Consider the following 15977-nt stretch of genomic DNA (forward strand, 5'->3'; position numbering starts at 1 on the left):
ACCTGTGTTGACGGTGCCCATTCGGCAGCTCGGCGAGTCCGAGCGCCCAGCGGTCGAGCGGATTCTGGACGCCGACCCCTATGCGGGCGCCCAGATCGCGGAGCGGGTGGCTTCGCACGGCCTCAACTGGTGGCGTTCCGACGGGCGGATCTACGGCTACGAGCCGGCCCGCCGGGTCGAGTCGATCATCTGGTCCGGCGCGCATCTCGTGCCGGTCGGAGCCACCCCGGCCGCGACCGCCGCCTTCGCCGATCTGCTCGGCTCCGACCCGCGGATCTGTTCGTCGATCATCGGCCGTGCCGAGGCGGTCCTGGACCTGTGGGACCGGCTCGGCGGGCACTGGGGGCCGGCCCGTGACGTGCGGCGCAACCAGCCGCTGCTGGTCACCGACCGTGATCCGCTGGTCCGCCCCGACCCGGACGTGCGCCTCGTCCGCTCCGGCGAGGTCGATCAGCTCTTCCCGGCCGCCGTCGCGATGTACACCGAGGAGGTCGGGGTCTCGCCGTTGCTCGACGACGGCGGGCGCGGCTACCGGCGGCGGATCGCCGAGCTGGTGAAGGGCAAGCGGGCGTATGCGAGGTTCGTCGGCGACCAGGTGATCTTCAAGGCCGAACTGGCGATCATCACCCACCGGACCACGCAGGTGCAGGGCGTCTGGGTGCACCCGGAGTATCGCGGGCACGGCCTGGCCACCGCCGCCATGGCCGCGGTGGTCTCCGACGCCCTGCGCCGGGTCGCACCCACCGTCAGCCTGTACGTCAACGACTACAACAAAGCCGCACGCCGGGTCTACCAGCGGTGCGGCTTCGTCTCAGCAGGCTCGTTCGCGACGGTGCTCTTCTAGCGATTCACCGGTTACAAGGCGAATCGCCGCGGAGCGAAGCGGAGCCAGCAGGCTCAGTGCACGGTGACGGTCGGGCCGGGGAGTAGCTCGCGCAGCTCGTCGGGGAGGTCGGCGCCCATCTCGTCGGCGAGCCGCAGAGCCTCCTCGACCAGCGTCTCCACGATGATCGACTCGGGCACGGTCTTGATCACCTTGCCCTTGACGAAGATCTGACCCTTGCCGTTGCCGGAAGCCACCCCGAGGTCCGCCTCGCGCGCCTCGCCCGGCCCGTTCACCACGCAGCCCATGACGGCCACCCGCAGCGGCACCGGGAAGCCCTCGAGCGCGGCCGTGACCTGCTCGGCGAGCGTGTAGACGTCCACCTGGGCCCGGCCGCAGGACGGGCAGGAGACGATCTCCAGGCCGCGCTCGCGCAGACCCAGCGACTCCAGGATCTGGTTGCCGACCTTGATCTCCTCGACCGGCGGGGCGGAGAGCGAGACCCGGATCGTGTCGCCGATGCCCTCGGCGAGCAGGGCGCCGAACGCCACCGCGCTCTTGATCGTGCCCTGGAACGCCGGGCCGGCCTCGGTGACGCCCAGGTGCAGCGGGTAGTCGCACTGCTCGGCGAGCTGCCTATACGCCCGGATCATGACGACCGGGTCGTTGTGCTTCACCGAGATCTTGATGTCCCGGAACCCGTGCTCCTCGAAGAGCGAGCACTCCCAGAGTGCCGACTCGACCAGTGCCTCGGCGGTGGCCTTGCCGTACTTCTCCAGCAGCCGCTTGTCCAGCGAGCCGGCGTTGACGCCGATCCGGATCGGGATGCCGGCGTCGGAGGCCGCCTTGGCGATCTCCTTCACCTTGTCGTCGAACTGGCGGATGTTGCCCGGGTTCACCCGGACCGCGGCGCAGCCGGCGTCGATCGCGGCGAACACGTACTTCGGCTGGAAGTGGATGTCGGCGATCACCGGGAGCTGCGACTTCTTGGCGATCGCGGGCAGCGCCTCGACGTCGTCCTGCGAGGGGACGGCGACCCGGACGATCTGGCAGCCGGAGGCGGTGAGCTCGGCGATCTGCTGCAGGGTGGAGTTGACGTCGGCGGTGAGCGTGGTCGTCATCGACTGCACGCTGACCGGGGCGCCGCCGCCGACCAGCACGCCCCCGACGTTGATCTGGCGGCTGTGCCGGCGCGGAGCCAGCGGTGGCGGGGGGACGGCCGGCATTCCCAGACTGATCGGGGTCGTCATCTCACTCACTTGAAAAGAGTAATCGGGTTGATGATGTCGGCGGTCACCGTCAACAGGGTGAAAGCGCCACCGATCAGGATGACCGCATAGGTCACAGGCATCAGTTTGTAGTAGTCCACCCGGCCGGGATCCGGTCGGCGGAACAGCCGGTAGAGCCGGGACCGGATCGCTTCGAACCAGGCGATCGCGATGTGCCCGCCGTCCACCGGCAGCAGCGGCAGCAGGTTGAACAGGCCGATGAACACGTTCAGCGAGATGAAGACCTGCCAGAAGACCTCGGGCACGCCCTTCTCGATCGCCTCGCCACCGATCCGGCTGGCGCCGACGACGCTGATCGGGGTGTCCGGGTCGCGCTCCTCGCCGGTGATCGAGTTCCACAGGGCGGGGACCTTCTCCGGGATCCGGGCCATCGCCTTCAGCGAGTTCTCCACCAGGTACCAGTTGAACTCGCCGGACGCCGGGATCGCGCCGATGGCGCTGTAGGTGATCACGGCCGGCTGGTCGGTGGTCCAGCTCACCCCGGCGACGGCGACCTGGGAGACCGGGCCCTCCGGGTCGTCGAGCGGGGTCCGCTCGGCCCGGACCAGGTCGACCGTGGCGGTCGCGGTCTGGCCCTCCCGCACGTACTCGAACGGGGTGGGGCCGGCCGCCGAGGCGCGGATCGCGTCGGTCAGCTGCCCGTAGTTCTCCACCGGGGTGGCGCCGACCTTGGTGATCACGTCACCGGTCTGCAGGCCGGCCGCCTTGGCCGGCGCCTCGACGGCGCTGGCCACCCCGGGCACGCACTCGGTGCTGGTGTCGGAGAGCGAGGTCGGGATGCAGTCGCCGACCCGGATCATCGCCGGGGCGGAGCGCTGGGCCTCGGTCGTCTGCGGGATGTCGGTGTTCGGCAGGCCGATGGTCATCGCCATCGCCCAGGCGCCGACCAGCGCGAGCATGAAGTGGGTGATGGAACCCGCGGCCATCACCACGGTCCGCTTCCAGACCGGGAAGCGCCACATCGCGCGGTGCTCGTCCTCCGGCGCCACGTCGTCGTCCTGCGGCGTCATGCCGACGATCTTGCAGAAGCCGCCGAGCGGGATGGCCTTGAGACCGTACTCGGTCTCGCCGCGCTTGAAGGAGAAGATGGTCGGGCCGAAGCCGACGTAGTACTTCGTCACCTTCATGCCGAACCGCTTGCCGGTGATCATGTGACCCAGCTCGTGCAGGCTCACCGAGATCAGGATGGTCAGCGCGAACGCCGCGCAGCCAAGCCAGAACAGCATCAGGCTCCTTCAGCCAATGTCACGATCGTCTGCTGCGCCTGGGCACGGGCCCATGCCTCCGCAGCAAGCACGTCCTCGACGGTACCCGGCTCCGCGAAATCCGGGGCTGACCCCAGCACCCGCTCGAGGGTGTCGACGATGCCCAGAAACGGTAGCCGACCGGAGACGAACGCGGCCACACACTCTTCGTTGGCGGCGTTGAAGATGGCCGGCCGGCAGCGCCCGATGCGACCCGCCTCCTTGGCCAGCTCGACCGCCGGGAACGCCTCGTTGTCCAGCGGACGTAGCTCCCAGTTGTGCGCGAGCGTCCAGTCCACCGCGGCGGCGGCCTGCGGCACCCGGTCCGGCCAGGCCAGGGCCAGGGCGATCGGTAGCCGCATGTCCGGCGGGCTGGCCTGGGCCAGCGTGGAGCCGTCGGTGAACTCGACCAGCGAGTGCAGCACCGACTGCGGGTGCACCATCACCTCGATGTCGTCGTAGCTCACGCCGAACAGCTCGTGCGCCTCGATCACCTCGAGCGCCTTGTTCACCATCGTCGCCGAGTTGATCGTGACGACCGGGCCCATGTCCCACGTCGGATGCTTGAGCGCCTCCTCCGGTGTGACGTTCGCCAACTCGTCCCGGCGGCGGCCACGGAAGGCGCCACCGCTCGCGGTGAGAATCAGCCGGCGCACCTCGGCCGCCGAGCCGCCCCGCAGGCACTGGGCCAGCGCGGAGTGCTCGGAGTCGACCGGGACGATCTGTCCCTCCTTGGCGATCCGGCGAACCAGCGGACCGCCCGCGACCAGAGACTCCTTGTTCGCCAGGGCGAGGATCCGGCCGTTCTCCAGCGCGGCCAGGGTGGGCGCCAGGCCGAGGCTGCCGACCACGCCGTTCAGCACCACGTCACAGGGATGGGCGGCCAGTTCGGTCATCGCGTCCGGGCCGGCCACGATCTTCGGGATCTTGAAGTCGCCGGAGGCGTACCCGCGCTTCTGCGCCTCGGCGTAGAAGGCGAGCTGCAGGTCCTGCACGGCCGAGGACCGGGCGACGCCGACCACCTCGACGTTCAGCTCCAGGGCCTGGGTGGCGAGCAGTTCGACGTTGCCGCCGCCGGCGCCGAGGGCGACCACCCGGAACCGGTCCGGGTTGCGCCGGACGATGTCGATGGCCTGGGTGCCGATGGATCCGGTGGAGCCGAGCAGGACTAGGTCACGCATGCCGCCCATCTTCCCGGACGGCCGCCCACGGGTGAGCCGCGGGCACCGATGGGGTACGTCCCAGACGTGCGATCGAGAATCGCGGCCCTTTTCCGGCCGCTGCGTGGGCGGGACGTCGCGCTGCACGCGGCCGCCATCACCTTCTACGGCGGGATCGCGGTGGTGCCGGTGGCGCTGCTGGCGATCTGGCTCACCGGGCTGGTCGCGGGCGCGTCACGCGTACGCGAACTGACCGGCCGGACCATCTCCGCGCTGCCGGACGCCATCGGCGCACCGGCCGCGCTCAGCGCACTGATCGACGCCGGCCTGGAACTGACCCCGATGCTCGCGCTCGCCAGCCTGCTCCCGGCCACCCTGTACGGCGAGGGTCTGCGCCGCGCCTTCGTCTCCCTGCGCGAGCCGGGCGAGTCCCTGGTCGGCTGGCGCGGCCGGCTGCTCTGGCTGCCGCTGCTGGCCGCCGCGCCCGCGCTGATGCTGGCGCTCTTCCTGGCTCTGCCCACCACCAGCACGCTCTGGCTGCGCGGCGGCTGGTGGTCGGTGCTCGGCGTGATCCTCTCCTTCCTGGCCGCCTGGCTGGTGCTCACCCCGGTGGTGATCTGGGTGTTCCGGTACCTCGCGCCGGGCCACCCGCCGTGGCTGGAGACGATCCTGATCGGCTCGTTCACCGCCGCGAACCTCTCCGGCTTCCTGCACGGTTTCGTGCTCTTCTGCTCGCTGCCGCTCGATCTCGGCGTGCCGTTCGGCGGCTTCACGGAGATCGGCGGGATGGTCGCGGTCGGTCTCTGGCTGTACCTGTTCCACGTGGTGCTGCTGGCCGGATTCGCCGTCACGCACTCCGTCAAGGTGCATTTACCGGACGATTCGGCGAGGCCGGCCATCCGAACCGCGGGGTAGCCTCGCCAACCATGACCCCCATTCCCGATCGCGCCGACGTGGTGATCATCGGTGCCGGCCACAACGGTCTGGTCTCCGCGATCCTGCTCGCCCGCGCCGGGCTCGACGTCGTCGTACTCGAGGCCGCAGGCGTGCTGGGCGGTGCCACCCGTACCGAACACCCCTTCGGAAAGGTGCCCGGGCTCGGCCAGTCCACCGGCTCCTACCTGCTCGGGCTGATGCCACCCGAGCTGCTGCGGACGCTCGACGTCGACATCCCGGCACTGCGCCGGGATCCGCACTACTTCCTGCCGACACCGGGTCCGGCCGGCTCGCCGTACCTGCTGTTCGGCAGCGACCGCGCGGCCACCCGCGCGCAGCTGGAGAGCTTCTTCTCGGTCCGTGATGCGCAGGCCGACGAGGCGCTCGCCGTCGAGATCGGCGCGCTGCGCGCCGATCTCGCGCCGGCCTGGCTCGAGGAGCCGGGCTCGGTGGAGGAGATCGCCGACCGGCACATCCGGCCCCAGCTCCAGAGCACATTCCTTGATCTTGTACGCGGAAACGTGGCCGATTATCTGGGCCGGTTCGGGTTCAAGAGTGAGCTGCTCGTGAGCATGTACGCGGTGACCGACGGCCTGTCCGGGCTAAACGCCGGCCCCGACGACCCCGGAACCGGGCACAACTTCCTGGTGCACAACATGTGCCGGCTCCCGAAGGCGGACGGGACCTGGCTGATCGCCGAGGGCGGCATGGGCACGGTCTCCCGGGTCTTCGCCGGCACGGCCCGCGCGGCCGGCGCCAAGATCTTCACGGATGCCGCGGTCAGCGCCGTCACCGTGGACGGCGGGGCGGCCAGTGGCGTGGTGCTCACCGACGGGCGCTCGATCTCGGCCCGGGTGGTCCTCGGCAGCTGCGACCCGTACCGGCTGATGGACCTGGTCCCGGACGGTGCGCTGCCGTCCGAGCTCACGTCACGGATGGCTGCGGTCCGGCGCACGGGCACCACGTTGAAGGTGAACCTGGCGCTGCGTGATCTGCCGACGTTCTCCTGTCTGCCGGCCGGTGCCGCGTCGCCGTTCGGCTCGACCATCCACCTGTTGCCCGGCGCCTCCGACTCACCGATGGCCGCGCTGCGGGAGATGTGGGCGGACGTCCAGGCCGGCCGGCTGCCCGCCGAGCCGACCATCGAGTGGTATTTGCACACCACGGTCGACCCGTCGCTGCGGGACGAGGCCGGTCACCACTCGGCGGCGCTGTTCGTGCAGTCGGTGCCGTACGAGATCGCCGGCTCGTCCTGGGACGCCGAGCTGCCCGGTTACGTGGAGCGGCTGCTGGCGATCTGCGACCGGTACGCACCGGGCACGTCCGACCTGGTGGCGGACATGATGCCGCTCACCCCGCCGGGGATCGAGGAGCACTTCGGGATCACCGGCGGGCACATCCACCACGTCGACAACACGGTCGCCTTCGACCAGCGGATGCCGTACTTCACCGGGCTCGACGGGCTGTACGCGGGCTCGGCCGGCGCGCACCCGGCCGGCAGCGTGATCGGCGCCGCGGGTCACAACGTGGCTCGCCGCATCCTGAAGGACCTGGGCCGGTAACGGCCCCTGCTTGAGCCTGTCCGTGCTTAAGCCCTGTCCGTGCTTAAGCCCGGCGGCGGCGCAGCGGCCTGAAGTGGCACCCAGGTCGCTGCGACAGCCAGGGGACTTTTCGTAGCCCGTACCCTTATGCCTGATTCTCGGTCTTGCTTGCCCTGATCTTGTGGCCGACGCCGGTCAGGCAGCGTCCGCTGGGCAGGTCGAACTTCCAGCCGTGCAGCTGGCAGGTGAGCACGTTGCCGTCCAGGACGCCGAAGCGGGACAGGTCGGCCTTCAGGTGCGGGCAGCGACGCTGCACCGTCCAGTCGCCGAACTGGATGTCCTCGGCGTCGACCGCCTTCTCGTGCTCGTCGTACCAACCCTCGGCGTACTGCAGGCGCTCCTCGGAGAGGCACTTGAAGAACGCGTAGACGAATTCGTTGTACTGCCCGATCCGGGCCGCGGAGAAGCGGCAGGAGAGGAAGAGCGAGTTCACCCAGTCGCCCTCGTCGATGAAGATGAGGTGCTCGATCAGCTCGCGCTGGGTGCGGAAGCGGTAGCGGACCTTCTCGTCGGCGTAGGGCCGGACCTGCTTGCCGGGGAAGTCCACGACGATCGACTCGATCTCGTCGCCGTCGTAGGAGACCAGGTCGAAGCGGACCGGGCCGCCGACGCCCTTGGCCAGGTAGATCGACTCCTCGAGGAGCGGCTCGATCCGCTTCTTCAGCTCTTTGAGAACGTCGATCTCCGGGTGCCGCCAGGAGGCCTTCTCGGCCTCAATGATCGGGCGCTTGCGCTCGCGCATCTCCTCGAGGTGCTGCTTCTTGTTCGCGAAGAACTCGTCGACCGGCACCGGGTGGGTCGTGGTCTGCCTGGTGCCGCCCTCGGACAGCTCGGTCACGCTGCCCGGCAGCTGCACGACGGCGTTGGTGCCGCCGACCTTCGCGTACTCGCTCAGGAACACCGACTGGTCCGGGAAGATGTTGCCCTCGTCGCCGTGGATGTCGTTGAACTGCCACAGCTCGTCGTCGAGGAAGCACGGCGGGCCGGCGATCGGGAAGACGAAGTCGGCCTTCAGGTCGTCGATGTAGCGCCAGGTGCGGTCGAACTGCCGCTCCCGCTTCTGCTTGCCGAACGCGGTCTTCGCGTTCTCCGGCAGCTCGTAGACCATCGGGTACCAAATGGCGCCGGAGAACTGCAGCATGTGCGCGTGCACGTGGCCCAGCTCGTTGAACCGGGTCAGGTCGGCCGGGCGGGCGTCGTTCTGGTTCAGCACGCGGATGCCGTCGTACTCCACCCAGAGCGACGAGTCACCGATCGGGCCGTCGGTCGGGCTGATCAGCGCCTGGATCATGATCTTGAGGCCGCCGTCCAGCTCGTGCACCTCGTCGGACTTCGTCCGCAGGAAGCTGGTGAAGCCCAGGTCACGCAACTCGTCCTCGAGCTGGCTGGTCGGGTACTCCGGCAGCAGGACGGTCGCCTTCTTGCTGATGAACCGCTTCAGGTGCTCCGCGTCGAAGTGGTCCCGGTGCAGGTGGGAGACGTACAGGTAGTCGACGTCGCCGAGGGTCTCCCAGTCCAGCAGGGAGTTGTCCGGGAACGGGAACCACGAGGCGAAGTACGCCGGGTTCACCCACGGATCGCACAGAATGCTGCCGGCGGCGGTGTCGATCCGCATGCTCGCGTGGCCGGTGCCGGTGATCCGCACTAGATCGCTCCTCAATTTCGGATTCTGACCGCCTCCGAAAGTACAACCGGGTTGCCGGGTGCCGCGCGCCGACCCCGTGACACACTGAGATCCGACGTCAACGAACATCGACGAGGAGGACCGGCCCGTGGCCGCGGAAGAACACCACGAAGAGGTTTACTCACCCGACCAGCTCAAGCCGGGTAACCGCAAGCGGGCGCAGCGTGGTGCGATCATCTCGGCCGTGATCCTGCTGCTCTTCTTCTGGGGCAACCAGCAGGGCAACACCGAGAAGGTCTGGCTCGTCGTCATCGCCCTGGGGCTGGTCGCCGTCATCATCGGCGACATTGTGCTCCGGCGCAGCGGCCTGAGTCCGAACGACCAGTAACGCTCTGCATGGAAAAGAGGGGGCCTAGGCCCCCTCTTTCGCGTTGTCCGTCTGTCAGCGCCGGCGCAGCAGGATGTCCTTGACCTCGCGCAGCGCCGCGTCGACCTCGGCCTCGAAATACCCGTTCGGCACCAGGCCGAACTGCAGCATGTCCAGGTCGTTCTCGTTCACCGGCATCGGGCCGCGCCCGGTCATCGCCTGCAGGATGCCCTCGAAGAGGCGGTCCACCTGCATCGGGTCGTAACCGCTGCCGAACCGGCGCGGCTGGAACGTCCGCCGGAGCTGATCCACCCGGTACAGCTCGCCGCCGGGCTCACCCAGCGGCGGCCCGAGCTGCGGCTGCGGGGCGCCGTAACCGCCACCGGGCGGGCCGCTCATCGGCGCACCCGGCATCGGCGAACCCGGCATCGCGTTGGGCATCGGGGGCGCGCCGTAGCCGCCACCACGCTGATCGCGGTCCGGCATCCGGATCTCGGCGGTCATGTCCGCGCGGCCGTGCCGGCCCGGCTCGAAGTTGTCGTAGCCGGTGGGCTCGTCATACCCGCCCTGGTCGTAACCGCCGCCCTGGCCGCCGTACCCCGGCGGCGGGCCGGGACGCTGCGGGGGCTGCTGCTGGCCGTAACCGGTGGGCTCGTCGTACCGACCGCCGTACGGATCCGACGGCGGCAACTGCTGCTGCTGCTGCTGACGCTGCGGCATCTGGGGCGGCATCATCCGGTCGTCGCGCACCGGAGCGGGCAGCCGCTCGGTCGGCGGCGCCATCCGGCCCGGGGCCTGCCCCATGCCGGGGCCACCACCCATGCCCGCCGCGGCGCCACCGAACTGCGGCTGACCGGGGCCCATGCCGGGCGGCGGGCCGACCGGAGCCTGCTGCGGCTGGCCGAAGCCACCCGGGGGCTGCTGCGGCTGGCCGAAGCCACCCTGACCACCCATGCCGGGCGGCGGGCCGGATGGGGCCTGCTGGGCCGCCGAGAGCCCGCTGCGCATCGAGTCACGCATCGGGTCGGGCGCCGGGCGGCCGCCGCGCTCCTCGAACTCGGCGAGCTGCCGCTCGACCCGGTCCAGGTGGAGGTCGACCTGCCACTCGTCATACCCACCGAAGCGCACCCGGAAGACGACGTCGTGCACCTCCTGCGCGCCGACCGGCGGGCCGACCTGCTCACCGGCCAGGGTCGCCTCGACCCGGTCCAGGAAGGCATCGACCTCGTCGACCTTGTAGCCGCGCCGCAGCGCACGCCGCCGGAAACGCTGTCCCTGACTCGTCACAACGTCTCCCACTCCGCTCGCTGGGACCTGCGCCCAGTCACTGTGCCACCTCCGCGTCGGCTGCGGCGCCCCCTGCGCTCGCGTGCGTCAGCTCTCCCGCGGCCAGTTGGCCGCATGCGCCGTCGATCTCCCGCCCCCGCGTGTCCCGCACAGTCGTCGAGACGCCGGCCTCTCGCAGCCGGCGGACGAACTCGCGCTCGACCGGCTTGGGACTCGCATCCCACTTGCTGCCCGGTGTCGGGTTGAGCGGGATGAGATTCACATGGGCCAGCTTGCCGCTCAGAAGACGGCCGAGCAGGTCGGCGCGCCAGGGCTGATCGTTTACGTCCCTGATCAGGGCGTATTCGATGGAGACCCGACGGCCGGTCTGAGCCGCGTAGTCGAACGCGGCATCGAGCACCTCGGCCACCTTCCAACGCTGGTTGACGGGCACAAGCTCATCGCGCAGATCATCATCGGGGGCATGCAGTGACAACGCAAGAGTCACGGAGAGCTGTTCGGCTATCAACCGGCGCATAGCGGGCACCAATCCCACCGTCGACACCGTGATGTGCCGTTGTGAGAGGCCGAGCCCCTCCGGGGCGGGCGAGGTGAGGCGGCGCACCGCCTCGATCACCCGCGGGTAGTTGGCCAGCGGCTCACCCATGCCCATGAAGACCACGCGGGACAGCCGCGGCGGTGAACCGGTGACCGCGCCCGAGGCCGCCACACCGGCCAGATAGACCACCTGGTCCACGATCTCGGCCACCGACAGGTTCCGCGTCAGGCCCTGCTGCCCGGTTGCGCAGAAGGGGCACGCCATGCCACAGCCGGCCTGACTCGACACGCAGGCCGTCACCCGATCGGGGTAACCCATCAGGACGCTCTCCACGAGCGCGCCGTCGTGCAGCCGCCACAGCGTCTTGCGGGTCGCGCCCTCGTCGCACGCCTGCTCCCGCATCGGGGTCAGCAGGGTGGGCAGCAGATCGGCGGTGAGCCGGTCACGCGTCGCGGCCGGCAGGTCGGTCATCTCGGCGGCGTCGCGCACCAGCCGGCCGAAGTAGTGGGTGGAGAGCTGCTTGGCCCGGAAGGCCGGCTCGCCCAGACCGGCGACCGCGCTCTTGCGGGCGGCCAGATCCAGGTCGGCGAGGTGGCGCGGGGGCATGCTGGGACGGCGACGGGTGGTCACCGCGTCGGGCTGGTCGGGGCTGATCGGAATGACCGGAAGAATCGTCATGGCATATCCAGCTTCTCACGCCTGCTAGCTCGGAGTGATGATCGAGAAGAGCAGGTAGGCGGTCGGAACGGCGAAAAGGATCGAATCCAACCGGTCCATCAGCCCGCCGTGGCCGGGCAGAAGGTTGCTCATGTCCTTGATCCGGAGATCCCGCTTGAGCATCGACTCGGCCAGATCACCGAGGACCGCGACCACCGAAATCACCGCACCGAACAGCAAACCCCAGTAAACCGGCACGTCAAGCAGGAAGTAGAGGAGCGCCGAACTGCCGATGGCGGCGGCCGTCACGGAACCGGCGAAGCCCTCCCAGGATTTCTTCGGACTGATCTTCGGCGCCATCGCGTGCTTGCCGAGGAACACCCCGGAGGCGTAACCGCCTGTGTCGGAAAGCACCACCGCGACCAGAGTCGCGATCACCCGCCAGGCGCCTGCCCGGGGATCCTCGCCGTCGTCGGCCTGCACCAGCATCGCGGCGAAGCTCAGCAGAAAGGGGCCGTAGACGGCGGTCAGGACGGTCGGAGTGAAGTCCCGCCGGACCGCGTCGATCCCGTCCGCCAGCCGCCACAACATCGCGGCGCCCACGGTGACCAGCAGGCCGATGGTGAGGGCGTCCGGCCCGGCCCACCCGGCCAGGCCGACCATCAGGGCGCTACCGGCGATCAGCGGGACCAGCGGCGGGCGGCTTCCGGTGACCGACAGCGCGCGGGTCATCTCCCAGACCCCGACCGCGGAGGCGGCGACCAGGACGACCAGCAGGGCCATCGGCTCGATCAGCAGCGAGGCCAGCACCATGCCGCCGAGGCCGACCCCGACACCGATCGCCGCGGGAAGGTTGCGCCCGGCCCGGCTCTTCTTCTGCTCTTTCCCGGCCCGGCGCCTGCCCTTCGCGTTCTTCGGGGCGGGCCCGGCCGGTTCGTCCGCGTGCCAGGCCTGGCTCGGGGGCGCCGAGCCGGCCGTCGGAACGCCGGAGGGGTCGTAGACGTACGGCGCCGGCACGCTCGTGTCGTCGCCGGAGGCCTGCCCGGCACGCGGATCGAGGTACGACATCAGACTTCGAGCAACTCAGCTTCCTTGTGTTTGAGGAGCTCGTCGACGACCGCCACGTAGCGGTGGGTCAGGTCGTCGAGCTCCTTCTCCGCACGACGGCCATCATCTTCGCCGGTGTCGCCGTCCTTGACCAGCTTGTCCAGCTGCTCTTTGGCCTTACGGCGGACGTTACGGATGGCAACGCGGCTCTCTTCAGCCTTGTGGCGTGCCACTTTGATCATTTCGCGCCGCCGCTCCTCCGTCATCTGGGGGAGGTGGATGCGCAGCTGAGTGCCCTCGTTGTTGGGGTTGACACCGAGGTCGGAGTCGCGGATCGCCCGCTCGATCGGGCCGAGCTGCGACGCGTCGTACGGCTTCACGAGCACCATGCGCGGCTCCGGGATGCCGACGGAGGCCATCTGCGTCACCGGCGTGGGCGCGCCGTAGTAGTCGACCAGGATCTTCGAGAACATCGCCGGGGTGGCCCGGCCGGTACGGATGGCGGCGAACTCCTCCTTGGCGTGTTCGACCGCGCTGTCCATCTTCTCTTCGGCCTCGAAGAGGGTTTCCTCGATCACCGGCTCTTCTCGCCTCCTTGCTGTCTTGGGTGGTGCGGAATGTGGGGACGTGGGCGAGCGCTCACGCGGTGATCCGGGTGCCGATCCGCTCTCCGGCGCACGCGCGCACGATGGTGTCGTCGCCCTCCGCGCCGAAGACCAGCATCGGCAGCTTGTTCTCCTCGCAGAGGCTGAAGGCGGCCTGGTCGGCCACCCGCAGCCCGCGCTGGATGACCTCCTGGAAGGTGATGGTGTCGAGCTTGCGGGCGGTCGGGTCGACCCGCGGGTCGGCGGTGTAGACGCCGTCCACCCCGTTCTTGCTCATCAGCACCATGTCCGCGTGGATCTCCAGCGCGCGCTGGGCGGTCACCGTGTCGGTGGAGAAGTACGGCATACCGGCGCCGGCTCCGAAGATCACGACGCGGCCCTTCTCCAGGTGCCGGATCGCGCGCAGCGGAATGTAGGGCTCGGCGACCTGCGCCATCGTGATGGCGGTCTGGACCCGGGTCTCGATGCCCTCCTTCTCCAGGAAGTCCTGGAGGGCCAGGCAGTTCATCACGGTGCCGAGCATGCCCATGTAGTCGGCCCGGTTGCGGTCCATGCCGCGCTTCTGCAGCTCGGCGCCGCGGAAGAAGTTGCCGCCGCCGACCACCACGGCGACCTGCGTGCCGCGCCGGTTCACGGTGGCGATCTGCCGTGCCAGCGCCTGCACGACGTCGGGGTTGACGCCGACGTCACCACCGCCGAAGACCTCGCCGGAGAGTTTGAGAACGACCCGCCGCGGCCGCGAGGTCGGCGGGTTCTCGTCAACCGTGGCGGACTGATCGGTCACCATCGTCATGAGACCCGCCTTCCCTTCCCTATCAACAGGAGACCCTATGCGACCGGGAGGCCGGACGCAGAATCGCGTTCCCGACCTCCCGTGCCAAATGAAAGTGGAGCCTTACTCCTGGCCGACCTCGTACCGGACGAATCGGGTGACCTGGAGCCCGGCCTCTTCGACGACCTGCTTGACGGTCTTCTTGTTGTCGGTGACCGACGCCTGCTCGAGCAGGACGAAGTCCTTGAAGAAGGAGTTCACCCGGCCCTCGACGATCTTGGGCAGCGCCTGCTCGGGCTTGCCCTCCTCGCGAGCGGTCTGCTCGGCGATCCGCCGCTCCGACTCGACGACCTCGGCCGGAACCTCGTCGCGGGTCAGGAACTTCGGCCGCATCGCAGCGATCTGCATGCCGACGGCGCGGGCGTCGTTGTCGCCGGCCTCGTCGGTCTTGCCGGTGTACTCCACCAGCACGCCGACCTGCGGCGGCAGGTCCTGCGCCTTGCGGTGCAGGTAGACCGCGACGTTGCCGTCGAGGATCGCGAAGCGGTTCACGACGATCTTCTCGCCGATCTTCGCCGCGTAGTCCTGCACGGTGTCGGCGACGGTCTTGCCGTCCTCCAGCGTCGCGGCGAGCAGCGCGGCGGCGTCAGCGATCTTGTTGTCCTCGCCGAACTTGACCAGGCGGTCGCCCAGGGCCACGAAGTCCGGGGTCTTGGCGACGAAGTCGGTCTCGCAGTTCAGCTCGAGCAGCGCCTTGCCGGAGTGGGCCACGATGCCGTTGGCCGCGGTACGCCCGGCGCGCTTGCCGACGTCCTTGGCGCCCTTGATGCGCAGGAACTCGACGGCCTTGTCGAAGTCGCCCTCGGCCTCCTCGAGCGCCTTCTTGCAGTCCATCATGCCGGCACCGGTGAGGTCGCGGAGCTTCTTCACGTCCGCGGCGGTGTAGTTAGCCATGACTCTTCTCTCGATGTCAGTCGGGAAATCGGCCGCCGCTTTTGATCACGGCGGCCGGAAGCACGTCGGTTGACTTACTCGGCGGGGACGGCAGCGGCGGCCGGAGCAGCAGCCGGAGCAGCAGCGGCAGCCGGAGCAGCCTCAGCAGTCTCGTCGGCCTTCTTCTCGGCGCCCTCGTAGAGGTCCCGCTCCCACTCGGGCAGCGGCTCGCCGGCGGCGACGGTGCCGGCCTCGGGCTTCTCGTCGGCGTTGCCGCCACGGCCACGGCCGGAGCGGGCGATCAGACCGTCGGCGACGGCGGCCGCGATGACCTTGGTCAGCAGCTCGGCCGAGCGGATCGCGTCGTCGTTGCCCGGGATCGGGAAGTCGACCTCGTCCGGGTCGCAGTTGGTGTCCAGCACCGCGATGACCGGGATGTTGAGCTTCCGGGCCTCGTCGACCGCGATGTGCTCCTTCTTGGTGTCCACGACCCAGATCGCCGACGGCGTCTTGGTCATGTCACGCAGACCACCGAGGGTCTTGGTGAGCTTGGTCTTCTCGCGGAAGAGCTGGAGGGTCTCCTTCTTGGTGTAACCGGCGGCGGTGCCGCTCAGGTCACCCAGAGCCTCGAGCTCCTTCATCCGCTGAAGGCGCTTGTACACGGTCTGGAAGTTGGTCAGCATGCCGCCGAGCCAGCGGTGGTTCACGTACGGCTGACCGACCCGGGTCGCCTGCTCGGCGATGGCCTCCTGCGCCTGCTTCTTGGTGCCGACGAAGAGGATGTGGCCACCCTCGGCGACGGTGTCACGGACGAAGCTGTACGCCTTCTCGATGTAGTCGAGGGTCTGGCGCAGGTCGATGATGTAGATGCCGTTGCGCTCGGTGAAGATGAAGCGCTTCATCTTCGGGTTCCAGCGACGGGTCTGGTGCCCGAAGTGGACACCGCTTTCCAGCAGCTGACGCATGGTCACGACGGCCATGGTTGGTACTCCCTGATCTACCCTGGTTGTCACGCTCACCGGCGGTGGGCGTCCTGGCGCCTGGTCGACGGCCACAGTCGGACCCGACGATCATCGGGACCAGGGAAGGCCGTC

The 15977-nt window shown here is 69.3% G+C and carries 15 protein-coding genes; 4 read left to right on the top strand and 11 right to left on the bottom strand.

The genetic code is table 11. From position 1 onward, the window contains the following. Positions 1-4 precede the first annotated feature (4 nt). On the top strand, positions 5-844 hold the full coding sequence (locus tag OHA21_RS32585) for a GNAT family N-acetyltransferase (RefSeq protein ID WP_328461464.1): 840 nt from the start codon (positions 5-7) through the stop codon (positions 842-844). A gap of 53 nt (positions 845-897) precedes the next feature. Here OHA21_RS32585 and ispG read toward each other — a convergent pair whose 3' ends face one another. From ispG to dxr, 3 genes are read right to left on the bottom strand one after another with little or no spacing between them, the layout of a single operon-like run. Next, positions 898-2073, bottom strand: a complete 1176-nt coding sequence (gene ispG, locus OHA21_RS32590) for a flavodoxin-dependent (E)-4-hydroxy-3-methylbut-2-enyl-diphosphate synthase (protein ID WP_328478661.1) — start codon at positions 2071-2073, stop codon at positions 898-900. A 5-nt stretch (positions 2074-2078) separates the two neighbouring features. Next, positions 2079-3338 carry a M50 family metallopeptidase gene (locus OHA21_RS32595; RefSeq protein ID WP_328461466.1) on the bottom strand — a complete coding sequence of 420 codons (1260 nt, stop codon included), beginning with the start codon at positions 3336-3338 and terminating at the stop codon, positions 2079-2081. Then, positions 3338-4537, bottom strand: coding sequence for a 1-deoxy-D-xylulose-5-phosphate reductoisomerase (dxr, locus tag OHA21_RS32600; protein WP_442874927.1), 1200 nt, complete (start codon positions 4535-4537; stop codon positions 3338-3340). Before dxr ends, OHA21_RS32595 begins: the two co-directional genes overlap by 1 nt. A gap of 66 nt (positions 4538-4603) precedes the next feature. Between dxr and OHA21_RS32605 the strand changes: the two genes are divergently transcribed. Next, the gene (locus OHA21_RS32605) at positions 4604-5431 is read left to right on the top strand and encodes a YhjD/YihY/BrkB family envelope integrity protein (protein WP_328461470.1); all 828 of its coding nucleotides are present in this window, start codon (positions 4604-4606) and stop codon (positions 5429-5431) included. A gap of 11 nt (positions 5432-5442) precedes the next feature. Then, positions 5443-7014 (top strand): phytoene desaturase family protein, encoded by a 1572-nt coding sequence (locus OHA21_RS32610; RefSeq protein WP_328461472.1) that lies wholly within the window; start codon positions 5443-5445, stop codon positions 7012-7014. A 124-nt stretch (positions 7015-7138) separates the two neighbouring features. Here OHA21_RS32610 and OHA21_RS32615 read toward each other — a convergent pair whose 3' ends face one another. Beyond that, positions 7139-8698, bottom strand: coding sequence for a Rieske 2Fe-2S domain-containing protein (locus OHA21_RS32615; protein ID WP_328478663.1), 1560 nt, complete (start codon positions 8696-8698; stop codon positions 7139-7141). A 127-nt stretch (positions 8699-8825) separates the two neighbouring features. On the opposite strand from OHA21_RS32615, the gene OHA21_RS32620 reads away from it, so the two are divergent. Beyond that, positions 8826-9065 carry a DUF2631 domain-containing protein gene (locus OHA21_RS32620; protein WP_328461474.1) on the top strand — a complete coding sequence of 80 codons (240 nt, stop codon included), beginning with the start codon at positions 8826-8828 and terminating at the stop codon, positions 9063-9065. 54 nt (positions 9066-9119) lie between these two features. Here the strand turns inward: OHA21_RS32620 and OHA21_RS32625 are convergent, their stop codons facing one another. The 7 genes from OHA21_RS32625 to rpsB all read right to left on the bottom strand — a co-directional run bounded on the left by OHA21_RS32625 (position 9120) and on the right by rpsB (position 15863). After that, positions 9120-10331: a DivIVA domain-containing protein gene (locus tag OHA21_RS32625; RefSeq protein ID WP_328461475.1), complete on the bottom strand. Its 1212-nt coding sequence runs from the start codon at positions 10329-10331 to the stop codon at positions 9120-9122. 37 nt (positions 10332-10368) lie between these two features. Beyond that, positions 10369-11547 carry a 23S rRNA (adenine(2503)-C(2))-methyltransferase RlmN gene (gene rlmN, locus OHA21_RS32630; RefSeq protein ID WP_328461476.1) on the bottom strand — a complete coding sequence of 393 codons (1179 nt, stop codon included), beginning with the start codon at positions 11545-11547 and terminating at the stop codon, positions 10369-10371. A gap of 24 nt (positions 11548-11571) precedes the next feature. Then, complete coding sequence (locus OHA21_RS32635) at positions 11572-12594, bottom strand: phosphatidate cytidylyltransferase (RefSeq protein WP_328461477.1); 1023 nt, start codon at positions 12592-12594, stop codon at positions 11572-11574. After that, positions 12594-13151, bottom strand: coding sequence for a ribosome recycling factor (gene frr / locus OHA21_RS32640; protein WP_328461479.1), 558 nt, complete (start codon positions 13149-13151; stop codon positions 12594-12596). The genes OHA21_RS32635 and frr overlap by 1 nt, the downstream gene beginning before the upstream one ends. A gap of 61 nt (positions 13152-13212) precedes the next feature. Then, the gene (gene pyrH, locus OHA21_RS32645) at positions 13213-13965 is read right to left on the bottom strand and encodes a UMP kinase (RefSeq protein ID WP_328478665.1); all 753 of its coding nucleotides are present in this window, start codon (positions 13963-13965) and stop codon (positions 13213-13215) included. 108 nt (positions 13966-14073) lie between these two features. Then, on the bottom strand, positions 14074-14904 hold the full coding sequence (gene tsf / locus OHA21_RS32650) for a translation elongation factor Ts (RefSeq protein ID WP_328461480.1): 831 nt from the start codon (positions 14902-14904) through the stop codon (positions 14074-14076). Positions 14905-14978: 74 nt separating this feature from the next. Continuing rightward, complete coding sequence (gene rpsB, locus OHA21_RS32655; RefSeq protein ID WP_328461481.1) at positions 14979-15863, bottom strand: 30S ribosomal protein S2; 885 nt, start codon at positions 15861-15863, stop codon at positions 14979-14981. Positions 15864-15977: the final 114 nt, after the last annotated feature.

The organism is Actinoplanes sp. NBC_00393 (genome assembly GCF_036053395.1).
GTDB lineage: Bacteria > Actinomycetota > Actinomycetes > Mycobacteriales > Micromonosporaceae > Actinoplanes.

Coding starts and splice junctions, on each gene's coding strand:
- OHA21_RS32635 (WP_328461477.1), bottom strand. CDS start 12,594: ATGTCGTACCTCGATCCGCGTGCCGGGCAGGCCTCCGGCGACGACACG.
- rpsB (WP_328461481.1), bottom strand. CDS start 15,863: ATGGCCGTCGTGACCATGCGTCAGCTGCTGGAAAGCGGTGTCCACTTC.
- OHA21_RS32595 (WP_328461466.1), bottom strand. CDS start 3,338: ATGCTGTTCTGGCTTGGCTGCGCGGCGTTCGCGCTGACCATCCTGATC.
- rlmN (WP_328461476.1), bottom strand. CDS start 11,547: ATGACGATTCTTCCGGTCATTCCGATCAGCCCCGACCAGCCCGACGCG.
- dxr (WP_442874927.1), bottom strand. CDS start 4,537: ATGCGTGACCTAGTCCTGCTCGGCTCCACCGGATCCATCGGCACCCAG.
- OHA21_RS32610 (WP_328461472.1), top strand. CDS start 5,443: ATGACCCCCATTCCCGATCGCGCCGACGTGGTGATCATCGGTGCCGGC.
- pyrH (WP_328478665.1), bottom strand. CDS start 13,965: ATGGTGACCGATCAGTCCGCCACGGTTGACGAGAACCCGCCGACCTCG.
- tsf (WP_328461480.1), bottom strand. CDS start 14,904: ATGGCTAACTACACCGCCGCGGACGTGAAGAAGCTCCGCGACCTCACC.
- ispG (WP_328478661.1), bottom strand. CDS start 2,073: ATGACGACCCCGATCAGTCTGGGAATGCCGGCCGTCCCCCCGCCACCG.